The following is a 20,431-nucleotide window of genomic DNA, read 5'->3' on the forward strand; positions in this document are numbered from 1 at the left end:
AGCACGTTTTCGTTCACGACCATCGCTGGCAAGCCAGCTCCTACAGTGTCATGCGTACTCGGGAACAACGATGTTTTCAGAGCTTTGCCGTCAGGGATTGGCGCGAGAACGCTAATGTATTTCAGCTCCGCCACTCTGTAGGAGCCGGCTTGCTGGCGATGGATCCACAGGCGCCGCGTTATTCCTGTGAGAGCACGTTTTCGTTCACGACCATCGCTGGCAAGCCAGCTCCTACAGTGTCATGCGTACTCGGGAACAACGATGTTTTCAGAGCTTTGCCGTCAGGAATTGGCGCGAGAACGCTAATGTATTTCAGCTCCGCGCACTCTGTAGGAGCCGGCTTGCTGGCGATGGCCTCACAGGCGCCGCGTTGTTCCCGGAGAAACGCGTTTCCGTTCACGACCATCGCTGGCAAGCCAGCTCCTACAAGGGGGCATTCGGACCACGATGAGGGTGTCAGAGCCTCGCCGTCATAGATTGCGCGAGAGCGCTCTGGTGACGACGTATCTGGCAGTGGCGCGCCTGTCCAGCATGTAGATGTGGTTATCCAGCTCCGGCACCAGTCGTTTTTTGCGCTTGTCGTCGCGCTTTCCCACTGTCATTAAATAGATCAGCGGCAGCGCAATCCCTCCCCACACCTGGCCAGACAGCAAGTATATAAACGGCCACGGGATCAACAGGACCGCCAAAATCCACCCGTTGCCGCGCATAGTCGGGATCAATTCCTGGTAGAGAAAATCACTCGATTCCAAGTCGAAACTGAGGGAAAGATTGTGATTGCGCAGAAGTACGGGGTACATGCCTTCCTTGTGTGAACTTGCGGCGTAGATCACGTAAACCTCATGACCTTTGCGTAAATGGAAATCTTCAAAAGCATAATCCAGGCGGAGATCATCGCCCTCCTTCGTTCTGATCCAGGCCACACGACGGCCCGGCGTGTTGCTGATCACCACCCCGTGCTCGATTTGGAAATGAATCTTGAACTTGCCGAAGGTGAAATCCTGCATGCCCACTCCTTGAAATGCTGTCACCGACACCGAGCCGATCAGCCGGTAAGCGGCGGATGCTACTAAGGTGCCACCAGACTGTCCAGAAACCGGGACTACCCCTACGTCGGAAGCGATACAAAAAACTATACGACACGATATTTTCTGTTTGATATTAAATTCTGTATCGCTTATAAAGTTCTCCATGCCCTCGATTCAGATTCAAGGCGGGAGACCCCCATGTACGCACAGCTCGTAGAAACCGGCGTAAAGCGCATCAAAGACCTGTCGGAAATGTCCGAACAGGAACGTGCCTTCCAGGAAAAAATCGATTCAGAAATCAAGATCGAAGCTAAAAACTGGATGCCTGACGCCTATCGCCAAACCCTGATCCGCCAGATCTCCCAGCACGCCCACTCCGAAATCGTCGGCATGCTGCCCGAAGGCAACTGGGTCACCCGCGCGCCATCGCTCAAACGCAAACTGCAACTGATGGCCAAGATTCAGGACGAAGCCGGCCACGGCCTGTACCTGTACAGCGCCATGGAAACCCTCGGCGCCGACCGCGACGAGGAAATCGCCAAGCTGCACAGCGGCAAGGCCAAGTACTCAAGCATCTTCAATTACCCGACCTTGAACTGGGCCGACATGGGCGCGGTGGGCTGGCTGGTGGATGGTGCTGCGATCGTCAACCAGGTCGTATTGCAGCGCACTTCGTATGGCCCCTACTCCCGGGCCATGGTGCGCATCTGCAAGGAAGAAAGTTTCCACCAGCGCCAGGGCTACGAAATCCTCCTGACCATGATGCGTCACGGCAATCAGGCGCAAAAAGACATGGTCCAGGACGCAATCAATCGCCTGTGGTGGCCGTCACTGATGATGTTCGGCCCAAGCGACGAACACTCGCCGAACAGCGCGCAATCGATGGCCTGGAAAATCAAACGCCAGAGCAACGACGAACTGCGCCAGCGCTTCATTGACCAGACAATCCCGCAACTCGAATTGCTCGGTTGCACCTGCCCCGACCCGGACCTGAAGTGGAACGCCGAGCGCGGTCACTACGACTTCGGCGAAATCCAGTGGAGCGAATTCTACGAAGTGCTCAAGGGCAACGGCCCGTGCAACCAGGAACGCGTCGCCACTCGCCGCAAGGCGATTGAAGACGGCGCCTGGGTCCGCGAAGCCGCCGTCGCCCACGCTCGAAAAAAACACAAGAAGAACGCCGCCTGACTCGGCACGTTTGACGATCTTTTGATCTTGATCTTCGGCGGCTGCCATACCGCCAAAAGATCGCAGGCTGCGCCAGCTCCTACAGGAGCCGGTGATCCCATGCAGGAGCTGGCGAAGGCTGCGATCTTTTGATCTTCAGCCCCGCCAGCAAAAACCGAACAGATGTGGAGTAACTGAAATGTCCGAATGGACCCTTTTCGAAGTCTTCGTGCGCAGCAAGCACGGCCTCAACCACAAGCATGTCGGCAGTGTGCACGCCGCCGACACCACCATGGCCATCGAAAACGCGCGCGAGTTGTACACCCGTCGCAGCGAAGGCGTGAGCCTGTGGGTGGTGCCGTCAGCGCTGATCACCGCGTCGTCGCCGGATGAAAAAGACCCACTGTTCGACCCCTCGGACGACAAGGTCTACCGCCACGCCAGCTTCTACGAGCTGCCGGCCGAAGTCGGGCACATGTGAGGTCGACCATGAACAACCAGACTGATCTGATCGAATACCTGCTGCGCCTCGGCGACAGCGCCCTGATCCAGGGCCAGCGCCTGTGCCAATGGTGCGGCAAGGCCCCGGCGCTGGAAGAAGAACTGGCGTTGATGAATGTCGGCCTCGACCTCGTCGGCCAGGCACGCAACTGGCTGGAATACGCCGCCGAACTGCTGGACGACGGCCGCGACGCCGATCACCTGGCGTTCCGCCGCGATGAACGCGCCTATCGCAATCTGCTGCTGGTGGAACAACCCAACGGCGATTACGCGGTGACCATCCTCAAGCAATTTCTCTACGACGCCTGGCACCTTCAGGTACTCAGCGGCCTGAGCCAGTCCAGCGACGAACGCATCGCCGGGATCGCCGCCAAAGCGGTGAAGGAAGTCACCTATCACCTGCGTCGCTCCGGCGAGTGGGTCGAGCGTCTGGGTGACGGCACCGAGGAAAGCCACAAGCGCATGCTCGCGGCAATCCCTGAGGTCTGGCGCTTCACCGTCGAACTGACCAGCGCCGATGACAGCGAACAACGTTTGCACGCAGCCGGCATCACTCCAGACACCGCGCAAGTCGCGGCTGCCTGGCAAGCCAAGGTCAACGAGATTTTCGCCAGCGCCACCCTGCCCGTTCCCGCCGCGCCGAGCTATTGCTACCTGAATGCGCGTAAGGGGCTGCACACCGAACACCTCGGCATCCTGTTGGCGGAAATGCAATTCCTGCCACGAGCGTACCCCGATGCAACCTGGTGAGCTGATCGCCAGCGACCTCGGCGCCCGGCCGGCCCAACCGACCGACCTGGCTGCCGCGTGGGCGACTTTGGCGCAAGTCATGGACCCGGAAGTGCCGGTGGTCAGCGTGGTCGACCTCGGCATCGTGCGCGATCTCGACTGGCAGGCCGGTCACTTGCACGTGGTGGTCACGCCGACCTACTCGGGCTGCCCCGCCACCGAAGTGATCGAAAGCGATATCCGCGACGCGCTGGAACTTGCCGGTTTCCGGGCGCCGCAACTGGAACGCAAATTGACCCCGGCCTGGACCACCGACTGGATCACCGACAGCGGCCGTGAACGCCTACGCGCTTACGGCATTGCGCCGCCCGAGGGCAGCACGAGCAAACGCAGCCTGCTCGGCGAAAGCCCGGTGATCGTCTGCCCGCAATGCGGCAGCGCGCACACCGAAGTGCTCAGCGAGTTCGGCTCCACGGCGTGCAAGGCGTTGTACCGCTGCGTCGATTGCCGCGAGCCATTCGATTATTTCAAGTGCATCTGAGCGGCGATCGGCCGTCCCAGCTGGAGAACAATAATGAGTAAATTTCACAGCCTGACCATCAAGGACGTACGCGCCGAGACCCGTGACGCGGTGTCCATCGCCTTCGAGATTCCGCAGCACCTGCAAGACAGTTTTCATTTCACCCAGGGCCAGCACCTGGTGATGCGCACGCAGATGGATGGCGAAGAAGTGCGTCGTTCGTATTCGATCTGCACCGGCGTCAATGACGGCGAACTGCGCGTCGCCATCAAGCGTGTTGCGGGCGGGCGTTTCTCAGCGTTTGCCAACGAGCAATTGAAAGCCGGACATAGCCTGGAAGTGATGCCGCCAGCCGGGCATTTCCATGTCGAACTCGATCCGGCTCGCCATGGCCACTACCTGGCGGTTGCAGCAGGCAGCGGCATTACGCCGATCCTGTCGATCATCAAGACCACCCTGCAAACCGAACCGCACAGCCGCGTGACCCTGATTTATGGCAACCGTTCGAGTTCCGGCGCGCTGTTTCGTGAACAGCTCGAAGACCTGAAAAACCGTTACTTGCAGCGTCTGAACCTGATCTTCGTGTTCAGTCGCGAGCAGCAGGATGTCGACCTGTACAACGGGCGGATCAACGCCGAGAAATGCGAGCAACTGTTCACCCGCTGGCTCGACGTCAAAGCCCTCGATGCAGCGTTCATCTGCGGCCCGCAGGAAATGACCGAAACCGTGCGCGACAGCCTGAAAGCCAATGGCATGCCCGCTGAACGGATCCATTTCGAACTGTTCGCCGCCGCCGGCAGCCAGCAAAAACGCGAAGCGCGGGAGGCTGCTCGCCAGGTGGATACCGCCGTCAGCCAGATCACCGTCATCAGCGACGGCCGCGCCCTCGCCTTCGACCTGCCACGCAACAGCCAGAGCATCCTCGACGCCGGCAACGCCCAAGGCGCCGAACTGCCCTACTCGTGCAAGGCCGGCGTGTGCTCGACCTGCAAGTGCAAGGTCATCGAAGGCGAAGTGGAAATGGACAGCAACCACGCCCTGGAAGATTACGAAGTGGCGGCCGGTTATGTCCTGTCGTGCCAGGCGTATCCGGTCAGCGACAAAGTCATCCTGGATTTCGACCAACTCTGAAGCTCACCACACCCCTTAATCCCGGATTTCGACCAACGCTGAAGATCACCACACCCCTTGTAGGAGCCGGCTTGCTGGCGATCAGGCCTTTGAGATCACCGGTGGAAATCGGGCCGCCATCGCCAGCAAGCCGGCTCCTACAGAAAACCGGTTCCAGCAACATCACGTTCCGCAACACAACAAAAACAACAACAGAGAGCGCGCCATGACACCCACGGACATAGAACTCATCCGCCAGCACCCCGACTTCATCCAGCTGGTTCGTCGCAAACAAAACCTGTACTGGTCGCTGTCGCTGATCATGCTGGTGATCTATTTCGGCTTCGTGTTGCTGGTGGCGTTCTCCCCCAGCACCCTCGGCCAATCCCTGAGCGGTGGCGTGACCTCCGTGGGCATGCTGGTCGGCGTGGTGATCGTGGTGCTGGCCTTTGCGCTGACCGGTTTCTACGTCTATCGCGCCAACAACGTCATCGACCCACTCAACGAAAAACTGAAACAGGAGTGCGCCCGATGAGCCGTCTTTTTGCATTGCTCCTGCTGCCTCTGGCCTTCGTCGCTGACTTTGCGGCAGCGGCCGACGGCGCGTCCCGCCCACTGAACTGGAACGCCATCGGCATGTTCCTGGTGTTCGTGCTGTTCACCCTCGGCGTGACGCGCTGGGCCGCGTTGCGCACCCGTTCCGCCAGCGATTTCTACACCGCGGGTGGTGGCATGACCGGTTTCCAGAACGGCCTGGCGATTGCCGGCGACATGATCTCCGCGGCGTCCTTCCTCGGCATCTCGGCGATGATGTTCCTCAACGGCTACGACGGTTTGCTCTACGCACTGGGTGTGTTGGCGGGCTGGCCGATCATTCTGTTCCTGATCGCCGAACGCCTGCGCAACCTCGGCAAATATACGTTCGCCGACGTGGTTTCCTATCGCCTCGAACAGACCCCGGTGCGCCTGACCTCGGCCTTCGGCACCCTGACCGTGGCGCTGATGTACCTGGTGGCGCAGATGGTCGGCGCCGGCAAACTGATCGAGTTGCTGTTCGGCATCGACTACCTCTACGCGGTGATGCTGGTCGGCGTGTTGATGGTGTTCTACGTCACCTTCGGCGGCATGCTCGCCACCACCTGGGTGCAGATCATCAAGGCTGTGATGCTGCTGTTCGGCACCACCTTCATGGCGTTCATGGTGCTCAAGCATTTCGGCTTCAGTACCGAAGCGATGTTCGCCGGCGCCACTGCCGTGCATGCCAAGGGCAACGCGATCATGGCCCCCGGTGGTTTGCTGTCGAACCCGATCGATGCGATCTCGCTGGGCCTGGGCATGATGTTCGGCACCGCCGGCCTGCCGCATATCCTGATGCGTTTCTTCACCGTCAGCGATGCCAGGGAAGCGCGTAAAAGCGTGTTCTACGCCACCGGTTTTATCGGTTACTTCTACCTGCTGCTGATCATCGTCGGCTTCGGCGCCATCGTGATGGTCGGCACCGATCCAGCGTTCCGCGACGCCAACGGTGCGATCATCGGCGGCGGCAACATGATCGCCGTGCACCTGGCGCAAGCCGTGGGCGGCAACCTGTTTCTCGGCTTCATCTCGGCGGTCGCCTTCGCCACCATTCTGGCGGTGGTCGCCGGTTTGGCGTTGTCCGGCGCCTCGGCGGTGTCCCACGATTTGTACGCCTGTGTGATGCGCAAAGGACAGGCTACCGAGCAGCAGGAAATTCGCGTCTCGCGAATCGCCACGCTGTGCATCGGCGTGCTGGCGATCATCCTCGGTTTGCTGTTCGAGTCGCAGAACATTGCCTTCCTCTCCGGCCTGGTGCTGGCCATCGCCGCGTCGGTGAATTTCCCGGTGCTGTTCCTCTCGATGTACTGGAAAGGCCTGACCACTCGCGGCGCGGTCACCGGCAGCCTGGCAGGCCTGGTCTCGGCGATTGTCCTGCTGGTGCTGAGCCCGGCGGTGTGGGTCAACGTGCTGCATCACGACAAGGCGCTGTTCCCCTACTCCAACCCGGCGCTGTTTTCCATGAGCCTGGCGTTCTTCAGTGCCTGGCTGTTTTCGGTCACCGACACCTCGCCGCGAGCGGCCCTTGAGCGCGGCCGTTACCTGGCGCAGTTCATCCGTTCGATGACGGGTATCGGTGCCTCCGGCGCCAGCAAGCACTAACAACGACCGACTGATGCCAGGGAATAAAAATAATGAAGCCCGCACCCTACGAATCACTGTTTTCGCTAGCCGCCGCATTGAGTCTGCCCATGGTCGCACCCAGCGCCTTGGCCGACTTCATCGACGACAGCAAGGCCCGTATTGAAATGCGCAACCACTACATCAATCGCGATTTCCGTCAGGACAACGCGCCGCAATCCAAGGCTGAAGAATGGGCGCAGGGGTTCACCGCGCGCATCGAGTCCGGGTTCACCGACGGCACCTTCGGCTTCGGTCTCGACGCGCTGGGGGAACTGGGGTTGAAACTCGATTCCAGCCCGGACCGCCGTGGCACCGGGCTGCTGCCCTTCGGCCGGAACAGCCATGAGCCTGCGGACGAGTTCAGCGAGCTGGGGCTGACCGGCAAGCTGCGAGTGTCGAAAAGCGTATTGAAGCTCGGCACCCTGCAACCCTTGTTGCCGGTGGCGACCTACAACGACACCCGTCTGCTGGGTTCGACCTTTGAGGGCGGCTTGCTGACCAGCCAGGAAATCAGCGGTCTGACACTGAATACCGGGCGCCTGACCAAGGCCAATCTACGGGACTCCTCAAGCAACGATGACATCGGCTATGGCGCCGCCAGCAGCGACCACTTCGACTTCGCCGGTGGCAGCTACGCGTTCAGTCCGCAACTGAACCTGAGCTACTACTACGGCAAGCTTGAGCAGATTTATCGCCAGCAGTTCGTCGGGCTGGTGCATACCCAGCCGCTGGGCAATGGTTTCAACCTGCGCAGCGACCTGCGCTATTTCGACAGCCGGGGCGACGGCGCAGAGCGGGCCGGGCGTATCGACAACCGCAATTTCAACAGCATGTTCACCGTGTCCCACGGTGCCCACAAAGTCAGTGCCACGTACCAGCAGTTGTCCGGCGACAGTGCCTTTCCGTTCCTCAACGGCGGCGATCCGTACGTGGTCAACCTGGTGACCTACAACACCTACACCCGCGCCGACGAGGACTCCTGGCAGCTGCGTTACGACTATGACTTCGCGGCGCAAGGCATCCCCGGCCTGACCTTCATGACCCGCTACACCGACGGTCGCCACGTCAAGGCCGGTGCCGTCGACAACGGCCGTGAATGGGAGCGCGACACCGACATCAGTTACGTGATCCAGAGCGGCCCGTTCAAGGACGTCAGCCTGCGCTGGCGCAACGTGACTTTCCGTTCCGGCAATGGCTTGAACACCGCCCTCGATGAAAACCGCCTGATCGTCGGTTACACCGTGGCGCTTTGGTAATCCCTGAAAGGCGCGGTCGCGGCCGCGCCAACACCTTTCACAACCTGGAGGAATCGTGATGCCTCACGCCCCTACCCTGCAAAGTTTCATCGCCGGCCGCTGGATCGGCCAACACGGTGCCCAGGTGCTGCGCAGCGCCATCGACGGCCACGAGATTGCGCGCACCCACGAAGAGCGTCCGGACTTCGCCGAAGCCATCGAGCACGGTCGCCTCCAGGGCGTCAGCGGGTTGATGGCGCTGGATTTCCAGCAGCGCGCCCAGCGTCTCAAGGCATTGGCCTTGTACCTGAGCGAGCGCAAGGAACAGCTGTACGCGATTTCCCACCACAGCGGCGCGACCCGCGCCGACAGCTGGATCGATATCGAAGGAGGCAACAGCACGCTGTTCACCTACGCCAGCCTCGGCTCGCGGGAGCTGCCCTCGGGCAACATCGTCCATGAAGGCCCGGCGATGCAGCTGAGCAAACTGGGGACCTTCGCCGGCACGCATATCCTGGTGCCACGCGGCGGCCTGGCGGTGCACATCAACGCCTTCAACTTCCCTATCTGGGGCATGCTGGAAAAGTTCGCGCCAAGCTTTCTCGCCGGCATGCCATGCATCGTCAAGCCGGCCAGCGCCACCAGCTACCTGACCGAAGCCGTGGTACGCCTGATGGACGAATCCGGTTTGCTGCCGGCGGGCAGCCTGCAATTGATCATCGGCAGCACCGGTGATTTGCTCGACCGCCTGCAAGGCCAGGACGTGGTGACGTTCACCGGTTCCGCCGACACCGCGGCCAAGCTGCGGGTCAACCCGAACCTGATCCGTCATTCGGTGCCGTTCAACGCCGAGGCCGACTCGCTGAACTGCGCGATCCTCGCCCCGGATGTCACGCCGGACGATGAAGAATTCGAGCTGTTCATCAAGGAAGTCGCCCGGGAAATGACCACCAAGGCCGGGCAGAAATGCACCGCCATCCGCCGTGCGATTGTGCCGGCCAGACACATCGATGCGGTCGCCAGCCGCTTGCGCGATCGGCTGAAGAAAGTCGTGGTCGGCGACCCGTCGGTGGAAGGTGTGCGCATGGGTGCGCTGGCCTCTCACGACCAGCAAAAAGACGTCGCCGAACGCCTGGAAAGCTTGCTGCAAAGCAGCGATATGCTGTTCGGCGCCCGCGACGGTTTTGAACCGCGTGGCGAGAACGTCAGCCAGGGTGCGTTCTTCGCGCCGACCCTGTTGCAGGCCCGCGACCCGCACGCCGAGGGTGGCGCCCACGACATCGAAGCGTTCGGTCCGGTCAGCACCTTGATGGCCTATGACGATCTGGATGAAGCACTGGTTTTGGCCGCTCGCGGCAAAGGCAGTCTGGTGGCGAGCTTGATCACCAAGGACCCGCAGATTGCCGCCAAAGCCATCCCGGTCGCGGCAGCCTGGCACGGTCGCCTACTGGTGCTGGATCGTGAATCCGCCGCCGAATCCACCGGCCACGGCTCGCCCCTGCCACAACTCAAACATGGTGGCCCGGGTCGCGCCGGCGGAGGTGAGGAACTCGGTGGTTTGCGCGCGGTGAAGCACTACCTGCAACGCGCTGCGGTGCAAGGTTCCCCGACCATGCTGGCCGCCGTTACCGGCGAATACGTGCGGGGCGCCAAGGTCATCGAAACCGACGTGCATCCGTTCCGCCGGTTCTTCCAGGACTTGCAGATCGGCGAGTCGCTGCTGACCCACCGTCGTACCGTGACCGAGGCTGATCTGGTGAACTTCGGTTGCCTGTCCGGCGATCATTTCTACATGCACTTCGACGAAATCGCGGCCAAGGAATCGCAGTTCGGCAAACGCATCGCCCATGGCTACTTTGTGTTGTCGGCGGCGGCCGGTCTGTTCGTGTCGCCGGCACAGGGTCCAGTATTGGCCAACTATGGCCTGGATACGTTGCGCTTCATCAACCCGGTGGGCATCGGCGACACCATCCAGGCGCGCCTGACCTGCAAACGCAAAATCGATCAGGGCAAAAAGAGCCCGCAGGGCATTCCACAGGGCGTGGTGGCGTGGGATGTGGAAGTCACCAACCAGCTGGGCGAACTGGTTGCCAGTTACGACATCCTCACATTGGTAGTAAAACGCGAGGACTAACACCGTCCTGCAGGAGCCGGCTTGCTGGCGATGCAGGCAACTCGGTGCAACTGGATGACCGAGGTGATGCCGTCGCCAGCAAGCCGGCTCCTACAACAGCGAAACAACTCCGATCGCGAGCCGACGCTCAGCTTCAAGTACAGATTCTTGCGATGCAGGCACACCGTCTGCGAGACGCGAGAATCAACTCACCCTGCAGGAGCCGGCTTGCTGGCGATGCAGGCAACTAGGTGCAACTGGATGACCGAGGTGATGCCGTCGCCAGCAGCATCGCCAGCGCACCGCACACCATCAAGGTTTCACCCAACGCCTGTGCCCAGCCTGCCAGCATCAGCCCGCCACCAATCAACAGGTAATACAGCAAACCAAACAACGCACCCGCCGTGCCCAGCCGATCCCCGTAACCGGCCAGTGCCGAGCCGAGAACGTTCGGGATGGCCATGCCGAACGCCAGCACCACCAACAGCATCGGCAACACAAACAAAGGGCTTTCTGCAAACAGCAATACGCCACCGCCCCCGACCAGTTGCAGCGTCGTTGCCACCTGAATCAGCTGCGGGCCGCTCACACCTCGATGCAGCAGCCGCTTGTTAAGCCAGGCGCCAAGACCGGAACCCAACGCCAGAATGACCCCGCTGTAACCAAACCACTGCGCACTCAGGCCCAATCGCTGAAACGCGAAAGGACCGAGGCTGTAGTAGCTGAACAGAGCAACGTTGAAAAGCGCCACCAGCAGCGCCGAACGCCAGATATCGCGGTCGCCGAGCATTTGCCACAGCGTCTCGAACAGGGCTGGCGTTGCTACAGGTGGCGGTCGTGTTTCGGGCAAGACGCGCAGGCACCAGAGCCATAACGCCGAGGACAACAGCAACAGGCACGCCACCACACCTCGATAACCGAAACCTTCCACCAGGCTCGCCCCGGTGAACAATCCAATCGCCGGGCTCGCCGCCAGGGCGATGCCCATTGCCGAAAATACTTGCGCCAGCTCCGCACCCTTGAAGCGGTCACGCAGGACGGTTTGCGTCACCACCGAGCCCACTGCCGCACCGAACGCGGCCAGTGCTTGCGCCATCAACAATGCATCGAATGTGCGGACGTTCAGCGCCAGCGTGGATGCACCGGCGTACAACGCCAGACCAGCGAGCATTGACGGTCGACGTCCGAGGCGATCGCACATCCGGCCCCAGACCACCACGCCGAATGCGAAGGCCAGGAAATACACCGACAGCATCTGCGCAGCCTCTTGCGCAGTGACGGTGAACGCCTGGCCAATGTCTGCCAACGCCGGGCTGTAAAGGGTTTGGGCGATCTGCGCAAACATCAGCAAGGCAATAGCCAACACCAGCAGGCTTCTGGAATTCATCACGGCTTCACTCTTCAGGAAAAACTGGCGAGCAGCTTAATTAGCCGTGACTGACGTACTATCAAAATCCTGACAACTAATCGATGAAATCGGACAAACCATGGCTTGGCTCGATGCCCGCGCCCGATTCGACCCCGACCGCTACACGGCCCCCGTCATCGGTATCGCCGCGACCCTTGGCGATCACGATTCAGACGTGCATCAGCATCAACGTGGCCAGCTGCTGTTCACCCGAAAAGGCTGCACCCGAATTACCCTGGCGCAGCAGTTATGCCTGCTGCCACCCTCCCGCGCCGCGTGGATTCCGTCCGGGGTGGCGCACCGCGCAGTGATGCAGCAGAGCGTCGACTACCGCTCGATTTACCTGACACCCGCCTTGTGCGCCGAGCTCCCGCAACAGGTCTGTGTGATTGAGGTCAGCCCGCTACTGCGCGCGGTGCTGGAGCCGATCGCCCTCGCCGACTTCGACACCGATTGGCAGCACGGTAAATTCGTTCACCTGCTGGGCCTGTGCCTCAGCGAAATTCGCGATGCCGCTCAACAACCGATGCTGCTGCCGTTGCCTTGGGACAAACGCCTGGCGCCCCTGCTCGCATCGCTCGATCAGTTGCCACCCGAACTTCAGGTTCTGGAAGCGCAGATCGGCGCCAGCGGCCGCACCATCGGCCGAATCTTCCAGCGAGAAACCGGCATGAGCTATCAGCAATGGCGCCAACAGTGGCGGTTGATGCGCGCCGTCGAATTGCTCGCCACCGGACGAAACATCGGTTACAGCGCGTTCGAACTGGGGTTTGCCAGCGACAGCGCCTTCATCGCTTTCTTCAAGGACATGACGGGCATCCCCCCCGGTGCGTGGCTGAAATAATTACTTGACGACCGGCGACAAAAATAAATTGCCACTAAATATGACATTCGTCATATTACGCTCGTAATTAAATGCCGCTTCCTACAGGTAATCCTCCATGACCAGCATGCCTCACGTTGAGCCCGACCTGGCTGTCCCGGTGACCACTCCAAAGCCTCCCCTGCTCAAACGCCTGATCTTGCTGACTCTGGCCATTGCCGCTCTGGTGTTTGCGGGTTTCTACGCAGCCCATTGGTGGACCGCCGGCCGCTTCATCGAAGAAACCGACGATGCCTACATCGGTGGCGACGTGACGGTGATCGGGCCGAAGGTCGCGGGTTACATCGAAGAAGTGCTGGTCACCGACAACCAGAAAGTGAAGGCCGGTGATGTGCTGATCCGCCTCGACGCCCTCGACTACCGCGCCAACCTGGCCAAGGCCGAAGGTGCGGTCGCCGCAGAAGAAGCCTTGCTCGCCAACCTCGATGCCACGGAACAACTGCAACAGGCCGTGATCGGTCAGGCCCGCGCCGGGATCGATGCCGCCGGTGCCGAAACCGCCCGCTCCCGGGATGACGATGCGCGCTACAAAAAACTGGTCGGCAGCAACGCTGTCTCGGTCGAAAGCGCTCAACGCGCCAACGCCACCTTCAAGACCGCCCAGGCACTCAGTGCCCGGGCCCAGGCCGAACTGCTGGCCGCGCAACGTCAGTTGAACGTGATCGCCACGCAGAAACAACAAGCTCGCGCCGCGCTGATGCAGGCCCGCGCCGAGCGTGATCTGGCGCAACTGAACCTCGGTTACACCGAACTGCGCGCCCCCATCGATGGCGTGATCGGCAACCGCCGGGCGCGGGTCGGCGCGTATGCGCAGGCCGGTTCGCAACAGTTGTCGGTGGTGCCGGCGAGCGGGCTGTGGGTCGATGCCAACTTCAAGGAAGACCAACTGGCGCGCATGATTCCGGGCCAACGGGTGGTCATTCATGCCGACGTGCTCTCGGGCCAGGCATTCCACGGTCATCTGGACAGTCTCGCGCCAGCCAGTGGCTCGCAGTTCAGCGTGTTGCCACCGGAAAACGCCACCGGCAACTTCACCAAGATCGTGCAACGAGTGCCGGTGCGGATCGTGCTCGATCCAGCCGATGGCGTGCTCGGTCATTTGCGTCCGGGCCTTTCAGTGACCGCTGAAGTGGATACGCGCAAGGAGCCTGAAACCCCAGCCGTGGCCAGCGCGCCATGAGCCGCGCCCTCGCCGCCCCTGCGCAACCGTTCAACGCCGCCAGCATGGCGACGGCGACCAAGGTCTTTGCCTTCGCCACCATGTGCATGGGCATGTTCATTGCGCTGCTGGATATCCAGATCGTTTCGGCCTCGTTGCGCGATATCGGCGGCGGGCTGTCGGCAGGCACTGACGAAACCGCCTGGGTGCAGACCAGCTACCTGATCGCCGAAATCATCGTGATTCCGCTGTCCGGCTGGCTCTCGCGCGTGTTCTCGACCCGCTGGCTGTTCTGCGCATCCGCGGTGGGTTTCACCCTGGCCAGCCTGCTCTGCGGTGCGGCCTGGAACATCCAGAGCATGATCGCCTTCCGCGCCCTGCAAGGGTTTCTCGGCGGCTCGATGATCCCGCTGGTGTTCACCACCGCGTTCTTTTTCTTCACCGGCAAACAACGGGTGATCGCCGCCGCGACCATCGGTGCAGTGGCGTCACTGGCGCCGACACTGGGCCCGGTGATCGGCGGCTGGATCACCGACGTTTCCTCCTGGCACTGGCTGTTCTACATCAACCTGGTGCCGGGGATTTTCGTCGCGGTGGCGGTGCCGATGCTGGTGAAAATCGATCAGCCGGAACTGTCGCTGCTCAAGGGCGCCGACTACCTCAGCATGGTGTTTTTGGCGTTGTTTCTCGGCTGCCTGGAATACACCCTCGAAGAAGGCCCGCGCTGGAACTGGTTCAGCGACCGCACGATTCTGACCACCGCATGGATCAGTGGCCTGGCGGGCCTGGCGTTCATCGGCCGAACCTTGCATGTGGCCAATCCGATTGTCGATTTGCGCGCCCTGAAAGACCGCAACTTCGCCCTCGGTTGTTTCTTCTCGTTCGTCACCGGGATCGGCCTGTTCGCCACCATTTACCTGACGCCGCTGTTTCTTGGCCGAGTACGTGGCTACGGCGCGCTGGACATTGGTCTGGCGGTTTTTTCCACCGGGGTGTTCCAGATCATGGCGATTCCGCTGTACGCCTTTCTGGCCAACCGCATCGATCTGCGCTGGATCATGATGACCGGCCTTGGCTTGTTCGCGTTGTCGATGTGGGATTTCAGCCCGATCACCCATGACTGGGGGGCCAAGGAGTTAATGTTGCCGCAGGCCCTGCGCGGGATTGCCCAGCAACTGGCGGTGCCGCCCGCAGTGACGTTGACCCTCGGCGGACTGGCGCCCGCCCGGCTCAAACATGCGTCGGGATTGTTCAACTTGATGCGAAACCTGGGGGGCGCCATTGGCATCGCCGCCTGCGCAACGATCCTCAATGACCGGACCAATCTGCACTTCACCCGCCTGGCGGAAAACCTCAACAGCACCAACGAGGCGCTGAACCAGTGGCTGTCCCAGGTCGGCAACAACTTCGCCGCCCTCGGCCAGAGCGGTGACACCGGTGTCACCGCCAGCTTGCATCAGCTATGGCTGCTGACCTATCGCGAAGCACAGACACAAACCTACGGCGACGCATTTTTGATGATCGGGGTCTGCTTCGTCATCGCCACGGCGATGGTGCCCTTGATGCGCAAGGTGCAACCACCGGCCGCGCCGTCAGCTGATGCTCACTGATCAGGCCTGAGGCATTTTACGGAAGCCTACCGCCAGGCGATTCCAGCTGTTGATGGTGGAAATCGCCACGGTCAGGTCGACCATTTCCTTGGGGCTGAACTGTGCAGCGACCACGTCGTAATCTTCGTCCGGGGCGTGGGTCAGGCTCAGTTGAGTCAAGGATTCGGTCCACAGCAGCGCAGCACGTTCGCGATCGCTGAAGAACGGCGCCTCGCGCCAGGCCGTCACGGCGAACAGACGACGCGGTGTTTCCCCGCCCTTGATGGCATCGGCGGTGTGCATGTCGATGCAGAAGGCACAGCCATTGATTTGCGACGCACGCAGCTTGACCAGTTCGATCAGGTTTTTTTCCAGTGGCAGCTTCGAGACGGCGGTTTCCAGCGCGATCATCGCTTTCAGTGCATCAGGGGAAGCGGTGTAGAAATCGATACGAGGTTTCATGGCGGACTCCAGTAGCAAGTGGGGATGGAGCTAAGTTAATCCCGCAGACCCACTACTCAAATAGCCAATACTCCAGAAGTCGAGGAGGCCACTGACGATCCCTTGTAGGAGCCGGCTTGCTGGCGATGCGGACAACTCGGAGCAAATGGATGACCAGGGTGATGCTATCGCCAGCAAGCCGGCTCCTACAGGGTACGAAAAATAGTCTGTCAGGCTGATTGCCAGTACTCGGTCCGCGCCACTAGAGTGCGATCAATTCTTAATTGCAATCAGGCCAGGACGCCCGAAACGAGTATCTGTCCCCTATGTCGTCAGCCGACCAGCCTTCGAACCAGCAAATCCATACCCTCTATAGCGAACATCACGGTTGGCTTCAGGGATGGTTGCATCGAAAACTCGGCAACCGCTGCGACGCGGCCGATCTGGCCCACGATACGTTCCTGCGCCTGTTGACCCGGCAAGTCGTCAAACCCTTGGGCAGCGAGCCCCGTGCCTTGCTGACGCACATCGCCAAGGGCCTGGTGATCGATCGCTGGCGACGTCAGGACATCGAGCGCGCCTATCTGGAAACCATCGCTCAACTGCCGCTCGCCGAGGTCCCGTCGCCGGAAACCCGCCTGCTGATTCTCGAAACCCTGATGCGCATCGAAGCGTTGTTGCGCGAATTGCCGACGGTCACTCGCGACACCTTCATGCTGTCGCAGATCGAAGGGCTGACTTACGCGCAGATCGCCGAGCGACTGAGTGTGTCGCTGATCACCGTCAAACGACACATGCGTGCCGCGTTCATTGCCTGCCTGAGTGTCGCTTGATGAACTCGTCGATGATCAACCCGCAGATTCTCGGCGAAGCCGCCGACTGGCTGGTGCAGCTGCATTCGGGGACCGCAACGCCGTCCGACCATCAGGCCATTGCCCATTGGCGCAATCGCAGCGCCGAGCATGCCCAGGCTTGGCTGCGGGCCGAAGCGCTGCTCGGCGAATTTCGCAGCGTACCGGCCAACCTCGCCCTCCAGACCCTGCAACGGGCGTCGCGCAAAGAAGGCCTCAGCCGTCGCCAGACCCTCACGCGCATGGGACTGTTCCTGATGGCCGGCCCTTTGGGCTTCGCCTCGCAACATATGCCCTGGCAGCAATGGACCGCCGATCAGCGTACCGCCGTGGGCGAACAGAAACGCCTGCAATTGCCCGACGGCAGCGAGCTGCTGCTCAACACGGAAAGTGCCGTCAACATTGCCTTCAACGGGCATGAGCGACGCGTCATGTTGCTGGAGGGCGAAGTGTTGATCAACGCCGCGAGTGATCCGGGTGCACGGCCGTTTATCGTTGAAACCCCGCAATGCGTTGCCCGTGCGCCAGGTGCCCGGTTTTGCGTGCGGATCCACGGCTCGCGAAGCCAGGTGTCCGTGCTCGAAGGGCTCGTGGAGGTCACGCCGCTGTTGCTTTCCCAGAGCGCCACGCTCAAGGCCGGTGAACGCCAGAGCTTCAAGCTCGACCGGTTCGACTCACTGGAACGATTCGACACCCGTGCGCTGGCCTGGGACAAGGGCATGTTGCTGGCCAACAATATGCGCCTGGATGAATTGCTCGGTGAATTGAGCCGCTACCGCCCCGGCGTGTTGCGCTGTCATGCCGATGTCGCGGGTCTGCGGGTGTCGGGGGCGTTTTCCCTGCGCGATACCGACGCCAGCCTGCGCCTGCTCAGCGATACGCTGCCGCTGAAAATCAGCAGCCTGACCCGGTATTGGATGTCGGTCGAACCGCGGGTCTGACGGCGCTATAAATTATTTTCACTGCCCCCTGATACCTTTCTGCGTTTCGTTCGGTGTGTGGATAGACCTCTTCAATTCCACGCGCTCGACAGGAACGCCGAATGACTTCAACGCCACTGCAACGCCCCGCCGATTTCCCGCTCAAGGCCTTGAGCCTGAGCATTGCCCTGGCCTTTACCGCGTTGCTGCCCTTCACCAGTCAGGCCGCCGACAGTGTCAATGAAAGTGCCAGCCGCAACGTCAACATCGGGCCGGGGTTGCTCAGCCAGACGCTGGCGCAATTTGCCGTGGCGGTCGGGGTGCCGCTGTCATTCGATCCGGCACAACTGGGCGATCGCCAGAGTCCGGGTTTGCAGGGCAACTACAGCGTGCAATCGGGCTTCGCACAACTGCTTGAAGGCAGTGGTTTCGAGCTGATCAGCACGGGCGGGAACGGTTACACCATAGCGCCGCAATTGGCCGTCGACGGCGCGCTGGAACTGGGCGCCACCAACGTCAGCGCGATGCGTGACGACAACGCTGACACCTACGGCGGCGGCCAGATCGCCAAAGTGGCGCAGGTCGGCATGCTCGGCAATCAGCCGCTGAAAGACCTGCCGTTCAGCGTCACCAGCTACACCGCCAAAACCATCGCCGACCAACAAGCCCAAACCGTCGGCGATGTGTTGCTCAACGATGCCTCGGTGCGTCAGTCCGCCGGTTTCGGCAACTTTTCCCAAGTGTTCATGATTCGTGGTTTGCCGCTGGCGTCCGATGACATTTCCTATAACGGCCTGTACGGCGTTTTGCCGCGACAGATCATCGCCACCGAAGCGCTGGAACGGGTCGAGTTGTTCAAGGGGCCGAACGCTTTCGTCAACGGCGTCACGCCCAGCGGCAGCGGGATTGGCGGCGGCGTCAACCTGCAACCCAAACGCGCCAATGATGTGCCGACCCGCAGCGTCACCCTCGATTACAGCGCCGATGGCCGGGTCGGCGGGCACCTCGACCTGGGCCAGCGCTTTGGCGAAGACAACCGCTTCGGCGCGCGGATCAACCTGTTGCAACGCGAAGGCGACACCGCGGTCGACGATGAGGACCAGCGCTCGTCGCTGATCAGCCTCGGCCTGGACTATCGCGGCGATCGCCTGCGTGTGTCGACCGACCTGGGCTACCAGAAACAAGTGATCAATCAGGGTCGTTCGGTGGTGTACGTCGACTCGTCCTTGCAGAAAGCCCCCAAGGTGCCGGACGCCAATGCCGGCTATGCGCAGAGCTGGAGCTACTCGCAACTGGAAGACACCTTCGGCATGGCCCGCGCCGAATACGACCTCAGCGACAGCTGGACCGCCTACGTTTCCGGCGGCGCCAAACACACCCGGGAAAACGGCGTGTATTCGTCGCTGACCGTCACCAACCTCAACGGCGCCGCCCGTGGTGGCATGCTTTACTCGCCGCACGACGAGGATAACCAGAGCCTGATGGCCGGCCTCAATGGGCATCTGAATACCGGCCCGATCAGCCACCAGCTCAACCTCGGTCTGGCAGGCATTTGGGGCCAGCAGCGCTCGGCGTTCGAAACGATTGCCACCGCCGGGCGCTACAGCACCAACCTCTACGACGTCACCGATAAACCGCGTCCACGAGCCACTTCATTCGGCAGCGACATTAATGATCCGCGCATCGTCGGCAAAAACACCCTGCGTAGCGCGGCGGTGTCCGACACGCTGGGTTTCATCGATGATCGCGTGTTGCTGACCCTGGGCGTACGCCGCCAGACACTGAACGTCGACGGCTGGAACACCACCACCGGCGCGCGCACCTCAAGCTATGAAGAGTCGATCACCACGCCGGTCTATGGCCTGGTGATCAAGCCGTGGGAACACGTTTCGTTTTACGCCAACCGCATCGAAGGCCTGGCCAAGGGCCCGACACCGCCGACCAGCGCGATCAACCGCGACGAAACCTTCGCCCCGGTGCGCAGCAAGCAAATCGAAGCCGGCGTGCGTCTGGACATGGACACTTATGGTGCGAGCCTGGGGGTGTACCGCATCGAACAGCCGTCGAGCTATACGCAGAACGGGATCTTCCGTGTCGATGGCCAGCAACAGAACAAGGGCGTGGAGCTGAACATCTACGGTGAACCCCTCGACGGCCTGCGTCTGCTGAGCGGCGCGACACTGATGAAAACCGAAATCGAAGGCAGCACCAACGGCGTCAACGACGGCAACCGCGCCGTCGGCGTACCGCGTTTTCAACTCAATGTCGGGGCGGATTGGGACGTGCCGGGGATTGAAGGTGCGGCGCTCAGTGCGCGGATGCTGCGCACGGGCGGGCAATATTTGAATGCCGCCAACACCCAGAGCATTCCGGCGTGGAACCGCTTTGATGTGGGGTCGCGGTATGCGTTCAGGCTTGATGAGAAGGAAATCACCTTGCGGGCCAATCTGGAGAACGTGGCGAACAAGGCGTATTGGGCGTCGGCGAATGGCGGGTACCTGACGCAGGGGACGCCCAGGACGTTGAAGGTGTCGGCGACTTTGGATTTCTGATCTGAATCATGCGGTGAGCCTGCAGC

At 61.3% G+C, this 20,431-nt stretch carries 18 protein-coding genes; 15 read left to right on the forward strand and 3 right to left on the reverse strand.

Annotated features, from left to right (window positions below; translation table 11 throughout):
- Nucleotides 1-470: 470 nt before the first annotated feature.
- On the reverse strand, nucleotides 471-1,007 hold the full coding sequence (locus FBY04_RS18925; RefSeq protein WP_145316203.1) for a hypothetical protein: 537 nt from the start codon (nucleotides 1,005-1,007) through the stop codon (nucleotides 471-473).
- 219 nt (nucleotides 1,008-1,226) lie between these two features.
- Between FBY04_RS18925 and paaA the strand changes: the two genes are divergently transcribed.
- The 9 genes from paaA to paaZ all read left to right on the forward strand — a co-directional run bounded on the left by paaA (nucleotide 1,227) and on the right by paaZ (nucleotide 10,623).
- A complete protein-coding gene (gene paaA / locus FBY04_RS18930; RefSeq protein WP_084321003.1) occupies nucleotides 1,227-2,216 on the forward strand; it encodes a 1,2-phenylacetyl-CoA epoxidase subunit PaaA in 990 nt (329 codons plus the stop codon).
- A 178-nt stretch (nucleotides 2,217-2,394) separates the two neighbouring features.
- Nucleotides 2,395-2,676 (forward strand): 1,2-phenylacetyl-CoA epoxidase subunit PaaB, encoded by a 282-nt coding sequence (gene paaB, locus FBY04_RS18935; protein WP_007943393.1) that lies wholly within the window; start codon nucleotides 2,395-2,397, stop codon nucleotides 2,674-2,676.
- Between the two features lie 8 nt (nucleotides 2,677-2,684).
- Nucleotides 2,685-3,446, forward strand: coding sequence for a 1,2-phenylacetyl-CoA epoxidase subunit PaaC (paaC, locus tag FBY04_RS18940; RefSeq protein WP_145316205.1), 762 nt, complete (start codon nucleotides 2,685-2,687; stop codon nucleotides 3,444-3,446).
- Nucleotides 3,433-3,966, forward strand: coding sequence for a 1,2-phenylacetyl-CoA epoxidase subunit PaaD (gene paaD / locus FBY04_RS18945; RefSeq protein WP_084321006.1), 534 nt, complete (start codon nucleotides 3,433-3,435; stop codon nucleotides 3,964-3,966). Before paaC ends, paaD begins: the two co-directional genes overlap by 14 nt.
- 33 nt (nucleotides 3,967-3,999) lie before the next feature.
- Nucleotides 4,000-5,076: a 1,2-phenylacetyl-CoA epoxidase subunit PaaE gene (paaE, locus tag FBY04_RS18950; RefSeq protein WP_145316207.1), complete on the forward strand. Its 1,077-nt coding sequence runs from the start codon at nucleotides 4,000-4,002 to the stop codon at nucleotides 5,074-5,076.
- A 205-nt stretch (nucleotides 5,077-5,281) separates the two neighbouring features.
- Nucleotides 5,282-5,590, forward strand: a complete 309-nt coding sequence (locus tag FBY04_RS18955; RefSeq protein WP_084321008.1) for a DUF485 domain-containing protein — start codon at nucleotides 5,282-5,284, stop codon at nucleotides 5,588-5,590.
- A complete protein-coding gene (locus FBY04_RS18960; RefSeq protein WP_084321009.1) occupies nucleotides 5,587-7,233 on the forward strand; it encodes a cation acetate symporter in 1,647 nt (548 codons plus the stop codon). The genes FBY04_RS18955 and FBY04_RS18960 overlap by 4 nt, the downstream gene beginning before the upstream one ends.
- A gap of 32 nt (nucleotides 7,234-7,265) precedes the next feature.
- Nucleotides 7,266-8,510 carry an OprD family porin gene (locus FBY04_RS18965; protein WP_084321010.1) on the forward strand — a complete coding sequence of 415 codons (1,245 nt, stop codon included), beginning with the start codon at nucleotides 7,266-7,268 and terminating at the stop codon, nucleotides 8,508-8,510.
- Nucleotides 8,511-8,568: 58 nt separating this feature from the next.
- The gene (gene paaZ / locus FBY04_RS18970; RefSeq protein WP_145316209.1) at nucleotides 8,569-10,623 is read left to right on the forward strand and encodes a phenylacetic acid degradation bifunctional protein PaaZ; all 2,055 of its coding nucleotides are present in this window, start codon (nucleotides 8,569-8,571) and stop codon (nucleotides 10,621-10,623) included.
- A 226-nt stretch (nucleotides 10,624-10,849) separates the two neighbouring features.
- On the opposite strand, the gene FBY04_RS18975 is transcribed toward paaZ, so the two are convergent.
- On the reverse strand, nucleotides 10,850-11,989 hold the full coding sequence (locus FBY04_RS18975; protein ID WP_145316211.1) for an MFS transporter: 1,140 nt from the start codon (nucleotides 11,987-11,989) through the stop codon (nucleotides 10,850-10,852).
- 100 nt (nucleotides 11,990-12,089) lie between these two features.
- Between FBY04_RS18975 and FBY04_RS18980 the strand changes: the two genes are divergently transcribed.
- The 3 genes from FBY04_RS18980 (at nucleotide 12,090) to FBY04_RS18990 (ending at nucleotide 15,662) form a co-directional block, all read left to right on the forward strand.
- Nucleotides 12,090-12,854: a helix-turn-helix transcriptional regulator gene (locus FBY04_RS18980; RefSeq protein ID WP_145316213.1), complete on the forward strand. Its 765-nt coding sequence runs from the start codon at nucleotides 12,090-12,092 to the stop codon at nucleotides 12,852-12,854.
- Between the two features lie 97 nt (nucleotides 12,855-12,951).
- Nucleotides 12,952-14,073, forward strand: a complete 1,122-nt coding sequence (locus FBY04_RS18985) for an HlyD family secretion protein (RefSeq protein ID WP_145316215.1) — start codon at nucleotides 12,952-12,954, stop codon at nucleotides 14,071-14,073.
- A complete protein-coding gene (locus FBY04_RS18990; RefSeq protein WP_084321015.1) occupies nucleotides 14,070-15,662 on the forward strand; it encodes a DHA2 family efflux MFS transporter permease subunit in 1,593 nt (530 codons plus the stop codon). Before FBY04_RS18985 ends, FBY04_RS18990 begins: the two co-directional genes overlap by 4 nt.
- On the opposite strand, the gene FBY04_RS18995 is transcribed toward FBY04_RS18990, so the two are convergent.
- Nucleotides 15,663-16,103: a carboxymuconolactone decarboxylase family protein gene (locus FBY04_RS18995; RefSeq protein WP_084321016.1), complete on the reverse strand. Its 441-nt coding sequence runs from the start codon at nucleotides 16,101-16,103 to the stop codon at nucleotides 15,663-15,665.
- Between the two features lie 305 nt (nucleotides 16,104-16,408).
- On the opposite strand from FBY04_RS18995, the gene FBY04_RS19000 reads away from it, so the two are divergent.
- The 3 genes from FBY04_RS19000 (at nucleotide 16,409) to FBY04_RS19010 (ending at nucleotide 20,405) form a co-directional block, all read left to right on the forward strand.
- Nucleotides 16,409-16,915, forward strand: a complete 507-nt coding sequence (locus FBY04_RS19000; RefSeq protein ID WP_084321017.1) for a sigma-70 family RNA polymerase sigma factor — start codon at nucleotides 16,409-16,411, stop codon at nucleotides 16,913-16,915.
- On the forward strand, nucleotides 16,915-17,874 hold the full coding sequence (locus FBY04_RS19005; RefSeq protein ID WP_084321018.1) for a FecR domain-containing protein: 960 nt from the start codon (nucleotides 16,915-16,917) through the stop codon (nucleotides 17,872-17,874). The genes FBY04_RS19000 and FBY04_RS19005 overlap by 1 nt, the downstream gene beginning before the upstream one ends.
- Before the next feature lie 101 nt (nucleotides 17,875-17,975).
- The gene (locus tag FBY04_RS19010; RefSeq protein WP_145316217.1) at nucleotides 17,976-20,405 is read left to right on the forward strand and encodes a TonB-dependent receptor; all 2,430 of its coding nucleotides are present in this window, start codon (nucleotides 17,976-17,978) and stop codon (nucleotides 20,403-20,405) included.
- The last annotated feature ends 26 nt before the right edge of the window (nucleotides 20,406-20,431 follow it).

It is taken from the genome of Pseudomonas sp. SJZ080 (assembly GCF_007828295.1).
GTDB classification, from domain to species: Bacteria; Pseudomonadota; Gammaproteobacteria; order Pseudomonadales; family Pseudomonadaceae; genus Aquipseudomonas; species Aquipseudomonas migulae_A.

Excerpts from the sequence above, each read along its gene's own strand:
- paaZ (WP_145316209.1), top strand. The coding sequence starts at position 8,569 with ATGCCTCACGCCCCTACCCTGCAAAGTTTCATCGCCGGCCGCTGGATC.
- paaD (WP_084321006.1), top strand. The coding sequence starts at position 3,433 with ATGCAACCTGGTGAGCTGATCGCCAGCGACCTCGGCGCCCGGCCGGCC.
- paaA (WP_084321003.1), top strand. The coding sequence starts at position 1,227 with ATGTACGCACAGCTCGTAGAAACCGGCGTAAAGCGCATCAAAGACCTG.
- FBY04_RS18995 (WP_084321016.1), bottom strand. The coding sequence starts at position 16,103 with ATGAAACCTCGTATCGATTTCTACACCGCTTCCCCTGATGCACTGAAA.
- paaE (WP_145316207.1), top strand. The coding sequence starts at position 4,000 with ATGAGTAAATTTCACAGCCTGACCATCAAGGACGTACGCGCCGAGACC.
- paaC (WP_145316205.1), top strand. The coding sequence starts at position 2,685 with ATGAACAACCAGACTGATCTGATCGAATACCTGCTGCGCCTCGGCGAC.
- FBY04_RS18985 (WP_145316215.1), top strand. The coding sequence starts at position 12,952 with ATGACCAGCATGCCTCACGTTGAGCCCGACCTGGCTGTCCCGGTGACC.
- paaB (WP_007943393.1), top strand. The coding sequence starts at position 2,395 with ATGTCCGAATGGACCCTTTTCGAAGTCTTCGTGCGCAGCAAGCACGGC.
- FBY04_RS18965 (WP_084321010.1), top strand. The coding sequence starts at position 7,266 with ATGAAGCCCGCACCCTACGAATCACTGTTTTCGCTAGCCGCCGCATTG.
- FBY04_RS18990 (WP_084321015.1), top strand. The coding sequence starts at position 14,070 with ATGAGCCGCGCCCTCGCCGCCCCTGCGCAACCGTTCAACGCCGCCAGC.
- FBY04_RS19000 (WP_084321017.1), top strand. The coding sequence starts at position 16,409 with ATGTCGTCAGCCGACCAGCCTTCGAACCAGCAAATCCATACCCTCTAT.
- FBY04_RS18960 (WP_084321009.1), top strand. The coding sequence starts at position 5,587 with ATGAGCCGTCTTTTTGCATTGCTCCTGCTGCCTCTGGCCTTCGTCGCT.
- FBY04_RS18975 (WP_145316211.1), bottom strand. The coding sequence starts at position 11,989 with ATGAATTCCAGAAGCCTGCTGGTGTTGGCTATTGCCTTGCTGATGTTT.
- FBY04_RS18925 (WP_145316203.1), bottom strand. The coding sequence starts at position 1,007 with ATGCAGGATTTCACCTTCGGCAAGTTCAAGATTCATTTCCAAATCGAG.
- FBY04_RS18980 (WP_145316213.1), top strand. The coding sequence starts at position 12,090 with ATGGCTTGGCTCGATGCCCGCGCCCGATTCGACCCCGACCGCTACACG.
- FBY04_RS18955 (WP_084321008.1), top strand. The coding sequence starts at position 5,282 with ATGACACCCACGGACATAGAACTCATCCGCCAGCACCCCGACTTCATC.
- FBY04_RS19010 (WP_145316217.1), top strand. The coding sequence starts at position 17,976 with ATGACTTCAACGCCACTGCAACGCCCCGCCGATTTCCCGCTCAAGGCC.
- FBY04_RS19005 (WP_084321018.1), top strand. The coding sequence starts at position 16,915 with ATGAACTCGTCGATGATCAACCCGCAGATTCTCGGCGAAGCCGCCGAC.